Genomic DNA, 5,113 nt, shown 5'->3' with positions numbered 1-5,113 from the left:
CGGGTGCGGATGGGCGTTCCCACCGCAGGCGCTCCTCTCGATGAACTCCCGCGGTCACTTCGGCGCACGCGGGCGTTCATCGACGGGGGCGGATGTTGGAGCGGAGGGCAGGCGCGGGTGCGCTTCCGGCAAATACCAGCGGGGCCGCACCCTCCGCTCAGGGAAGGTGCGGCCCCGCCGGGGAGACCGGGGAAGGTCAGCGCGCGAACAGCAGTGCGCGCTTGACCTCCTGGATCGCCTGGGTCACCTGGATGCCACGGGGGCACGCGTCGGTGCAGTTGAAGGTCGTGCGGCAGCGCCACACGCCCTCGGCGTCGTTGAGGATCTCCAGACGCTCGGCGGCACCCTCGTCACGGGAGTCGAAGATGAACCGGTGCGCGTTGACGATCGCCGCCGGGCCGAAGTACGACCCGTCGGCCCAGAACACCGGGCACGAGGTCGTGCAGCAGGCGCAGAGGATGCACTTGGTCGTGTCGTCGAAGCGGGCCCGGTCCGTCTGGGACTGGATCCGCTCGGCCGTCGGCTGGTTCCCGGACGTGATGAGGTACGGCATGACGTCACGGAACGACTTGAAGAACGGCTCCATGTCGACGTACAGGTCCTTCTCCACCGGCAGCCCGCGGATCGGGGCGATGGTGATGGTGATGGACTTGCCGTCCTTGGGGAGCATGTCCTTCATGAGGACCTTGCAGGCAAGGCGGTTGACACCGTTGATCAGCATGGCGTCCGACCCACAGATGCCGTGTGCGCACGACCGGCGGAACGCGAGGCTGCCGTCGATGTAGTTCTTGACGTACATCAGCAGGTTGAGCAGACGGTCCGACGGCAGGGCCGGGACCTCGTACTCCTTCCAGCCCGCCGAGTCCGGATCCTCCGGGTTGAACCGGGCGATCTTGAGCGTGACCATGGTGGAGCCGGGCGGCACCGGGCGGTTCGAGCCCGGGTCCTTGCCGTCGGTGGCCTTGGTGGTGTCGACTGCGGTGGTCATCAGTACTTACGCTCCATCGGCTCGTAGCGGGTCTGCACAACCGGCTTCCAGTCCAGCCGGATCTCGGAGAGGAGGCCGAGGCCGTCCTTGAACGCCATCGTGTGCTTCATGAACTCGTCGTCGTTGCGGTCCGGGTAGTCCTCGCGGGCGTGTCCGCCACGGGACTCCTTGCGGTTGAGCGCACCCACGACCGTGACCTCCGCCAGCTCCAGGAGGAAGCCCAGCTCGACGGCCTCGAGGAGTTCGGTGTTGAACCGCTTGCCCTTGTCGCTGACGGTGACGTCGGCGTAGCGCTTCTTCAGGGCGCGGAGCTCGTCACGCGCCTCGGTGAGCGACTGCTCGGTGCGGTACACCGACGCCTTGTCGTCCATCATGGCCTGCATCTCGGTCCGGATGTCGTTGGCGTTCTCCGCGCCGTGGTCGGCGAGCATGCTCTCCATCCACTCACGGACCATCTTCTCGGGCTCCTCGGGGAGTTCGACGAAGTCGTGGCCTGCAGCGTAGTCCGCGGCGGCGATCCCCGCCCGGCGGCCGAACACGTTGATGTCCAGCAGCGAGTTGGTGCCCAGGCGGTTGGACCCGTGCACGGACACGCACGCGCACTCGCCGGCGGCGTAGAGACCGGGCACCACGTCGTCGTTGGTGCGGAGGACCTCACCCTTGACGTTGGTCGGGATTCCGCCCATGACGTAGTGACAGGTGGGGAACACCGGGACCAGCTCGGTGACCGGGTCGACACCCAGGTAGGTGCGGGAGAACTCGGTGATGTCGGGGAGCTTCTCCTCGAGCACGTCCGCGCCGAGGTGGGTCACGTCGATGTAGACGTAGTCCTTCTCGGGCCCGGCGCCGCGGCCCTCGCGCACCTCGAGGACCATCGAGCGGGCGACGATGTCACGCGGCGCGAGGTCCTTGATGGTGGGGGCGTAGCGCTCCATGAAGCGCTCGCCGTCCGCGTTGCGCAGGATGCCGCCCTCGCCGCGGACGGCCTCGGAGATGAGGATGCCCAGGCCCGCGAGTCCCGTCGGGTGGAACTGGTGGAACTCCATGTCCTCCAGGGGCAGGCCCTTGCGGAAGACCACGGCCATGCCGTCACCGGTGAGGGTGTGGGCGTTGGAGGTGGTCTTGTACATCCGTCCCGAACCACCGGTCGCGAAGACGGTGGCCTTGGAGTGGAAGACGTGAAGGTCGCCGGAGGCGAGCTCGTAGGCGACGCACCCGGTGGCGACGGGGCCCTCGGGGGTCTCGGTGAGGCAGAGGTCCAGCACGTAGAACTCGTTGAAGAACTCCACGTTGTGCTTGACACAGTTCTGGTAGAGCGTCTGCAGGATCATGTGACCCGTGCGGTCGGCGGCGTAGCAGGCCCGTCGCACGGGCGCCTTGCCGTGGTCGCGGGTGTGACCACCGAAACGACGCTGGTCGATCTTGCCCTCGGGCGTGCGGTTGAACGGCAGGCCCATGTTCTCCAGGTCGATGACCGCGGTGATGGCCTCTTTGGCCATGATCTCCGCGGCGTCCTGGTCGACGAGGTAGTCGCCGCCCTTGACCGTGTCGAACGTGTGCCACTCCCAGTTGTCCTCCTCGACGTTCGCGAGGGCGGCGCACATGCCGCCCTGGGCGGCGCCGGTGTGGGAGCGGGTGGGGTAGAGCTTGGTGAGGACTGCGGTACGGGTCCGCGGGCCCGACTCGATGGCCGCGCGCATGCCTGCGCCGCCGGCGCCGACGATTACCACGTCGTACTGGTGCTGGTGGACCTGACGATCGGTCATGGGATTCTCAGTGCTCGCTTTCGAAGTGGAACGGTCCGCAGGCGTCGATCAGACGTCGTAGGCGAGGCCGAAGAGGGCGTAGGTGCCCAGGGCCAGGACGAGGACGGTCGCGGCGATGAGGATCGCGTTGAGCCAGAACCGCGTCGAGTCCTTGCGCGAATAGTCCGCGATGACCGTCCGGACGCCGTTCGCGCCGTGGAGCTGTGCCAACCAGAGCATGAGGAGGTCCCACGTGGCCCAGAACGGGCTCTGCCAGCGATCCGCGACGTAGGCCCAGTCGATGCGGTGGACTCCCTCGTCGATCATCAGGCCCACGGTGAGGTGGCCGAGCGTGAGGATGACCAGCGCGACGCCCGAGGCGCGCATGAAGATCCATGCGGTGCGCTCGAAGTTGCCGCGTGAGCGCAGGCGCGGGGAGCGCGGCTGGGCGAGCGAGGCGGGGCGATCGTATGACGTCTGGAGAACAGGTGCGTCTGCCATGGTGATCGTTCTCCTTAGATGTGCTGGAAGAGAAGGAAGAGGAGGCGGGCGGTCGCCGCGGCGAAGACCACGACCCAGATCGCCAGGACGGCCCAGAGCATCTGGCGCTGGTACTTCGCGCCCTTGGACCAGAAGTCGATGGCGACGATGCGCAGACCGTTGAGCGCGTGGAAGAGGACCAGCGCGACCAGGCCGATCTCCAGGAGCCCGACGATCGGGGTCTTGTACGAGTCGATGACCTCGTTGTAGGTCTCCGGGCTCACCGTGACGAGCGAGGTGTCCAGCACGTGCACGAAGAGGAAGAAGAAGATCGCCACGCCCGAGATGCGGTGCGCGACCCACGACCACATCCCCGGGTCACCCTTGTAGATGCTGATCTTCTTATTGGGGGCCGGACGCGCCGGCGCCTGCGCAGTACTCATGGGCTTGTCGTGCCTCCGAATCGTCTGGGCGTGGTGCCATCGGCGCGCGTTCCCTGCCCGAGAGCACAGCGGGCGCCAACTAGGACTTTAGACCTGAGAGGACGCGGACGAGAAGCAGGGTGGGTACGGTGGTCCGAACGGGTAATGCCTGTTAGGGGACCCTAATCGAAGTTACCGGAGGGTAGAAAAGGGTGTCTGTCAACGAAACCGCAGCACAGAGGAACGCGGCCCGCAGCGGTTTGCGCGAAGCCGCGCTGGCGGCCGCCCGGAACGCCTACCGGCCGTACTCAGGATTGGGGGTGGGGGCCGCCGCCCTGGCGTCGGAACCCGGCGGCGACGAGTGCAGGATCGTAACCGGGTGCAACGTCGAGAACGCCTCCTACGGGCTCACACTCTGCGCGGAGTGCTCGCTCGTGTCCGACCTCCACCGCACGGGTGGAGGGAGACTGCTCGAGCTCGTCGTCGTCGGCCACGACGGTGACCCGCTCTCACCGTGCGGGCGGTGCCGCCAGCTCCTCCACGAACACGGCGGCCCGGACCTGGTCGTCCACACCGCCCGCGGCCCCGTCCGCCTGGGCGAGCTCCTGCCGGACGCCTTCGGGCCGGAGGACCTGACGTGACCCGGTCGATCGACGCCGTGCGGATCATCGAGGCCAAGCGCGACGGCAACGAGCTCGACGACGACGAGATCGACTGGATCGTCGACGGGTACACCCGCGGTGTGGTGCCCCCCGAGCAGATGTCCGCGTTGGCGATGGCGGTGTACTTCCGGGGCATGACCGATCGCGAGATCGCCCGCTGGACCGCCGCGATGGTCGACTCCGGCACCCGGTTGGACCTGTCCGACCTGACGCGCGCCGGTCGTCGCGTCCCCACGGTGGACAAGCACTCGACCGGCGGTGTGGGCGACTCGGTGACGCTCGTGCTGACCCCCCTGTTGGCGACCTGGGAGCTGGCGGTGCCCCAGCTCTCGGGGCGCGGGCTCGGTCACACGGGCGGGACCCTCGACAAACTCGAGGCGATCCCCGGCTGGCGCGCCGACCTGGACGCCGCCACCAGGCGCCGGATCCTCGAGGAGACCGGGGCCGTGATCTGCGCGGCCGGAGCCGATCTCGCGCCCGCCGACCGGGCCCTCTACGCCCTACGGGACGTCACCGGCACCGTCCCGTCCATCCCCATGCTGGCGGCGTCGATCATGAGCAAGAAGATCGCCGAGGGCACGGGCGCGCTGGTGCTCGACGTCAAGTGCGGATCCGGTGCCTTCCGGCCCGACCGCGCGGATGCGGACGAGCTGGCCCGGGTGATGGTCGCCATCGGCACGGCCGCCGGCGTCCGGACCAGCGCCCTGGTGACCGCCAACCACACGCCGCTGGGTCGGGCGGTGGGCAACGCCCTCGAGGTGGCCGAGTGCGTCGAGATCCTCGACGGGGGTGGCCCGCCCGACATGGTCGATCTGA

6 protein-coding genes are annotated in these 5,113 nt (G+C 68.2%); 2 read left to right on the top strand and 4 right to left on the bottom strand.

Annotated features, from left to right (window positions below):
- Positions 1–196 precede the first annotated feature (196 nt).
- The 4 genes from G6021_RS05725 to sdhC are packed head-to-tail and all read right to left on the bottom strand — an operon-like array spanning position 197 to position 3,656.
- Positions 197–988, bottom strand: a complete 792-nt coding sequence (locus G6021_RS05725; protein ID WP_182636130.1) for a succinate dehydrogenase iron-sulfur subunit — start codon at positions 986–988, stop codon at positions 197–199.
- Positions 988–2,754 (bottom strand): succinate dehydrogenase flavoprotein subunit, encoded by a 1,767-nt coding sequence (sdhA, locus tag G6021_RS05720; RefSeq protein ID WP_179526169.1) that lies wholly within the window; start codon positions 2,752–2,754, stop codon positions 988–990. The genes G6021_RS05725 and sdhA overlap by 1 nt, the downstream gene beginning before the upstream one ends.
- A 48-nt stretch (positions 2,755–2,802) precedes the next feature.
- A complete protein-coding gene (locus G6021_RS05715; protein ID WP_179524745.1) occupies positions 2,803–3,234 on the bottom strand; it encodes a succinate dehydrogenase hydrophobic membrane anchor subunit in 432 nt (143 codons plus the stop codon).
- 14 nt (positions 3,235–3,248) lie between these two features.
- Positions 3,249–3,656 (bottom strand): succinate dehydrogenase, cytochrome b556 subunit, encoded by a 408-nt coding sequence (gene sdhC, locus G6021_RS05710; protein WP_182640835.1) that lies wholly within the window; start codon positions 3,654–3,656, stop codon positions 3,249–3,251.
- Between the two features lie 191 nt (positions 3,657–3,847).
- Between sdhC and G6021_RS05705 the strand changes: the two genes are divergently transcribed.
- Positions 3,848–4,276, top strand: a complete 429-nt coding sequence (locus tag G6021_RS05705; RefSeq protein WP_182609615.1) for a cytidine deaminase — start codon at positions 3,848–3,850, stop codon at positions 4,274–4,276.
- Positions 4,273–5,113: thymidine phosphorylase (locus G6021_RS05700; RefSeq protein WP_182640834.1), on the top strand; the 841-nt coding region annotated here is incomplete at its 3' end. The genes G6021_RS05705 and G6021_RS05700, both read left to right, overlap by 4 nt.

It is taken from the genome of Dietzia sp. CW19, from assembly GCF_014145265.1.
Lineage (GTDB): Bacteria > Actinomycetota > Actinomycetes > Mycobacteriales > Mycobacteriaceae > Dietzia > Dietzia natronolimnaea.
Note: the sequence above shows the minus strand (reverse complement) of the source record. Positions and strands in the feature narration are given on the sequence as shown.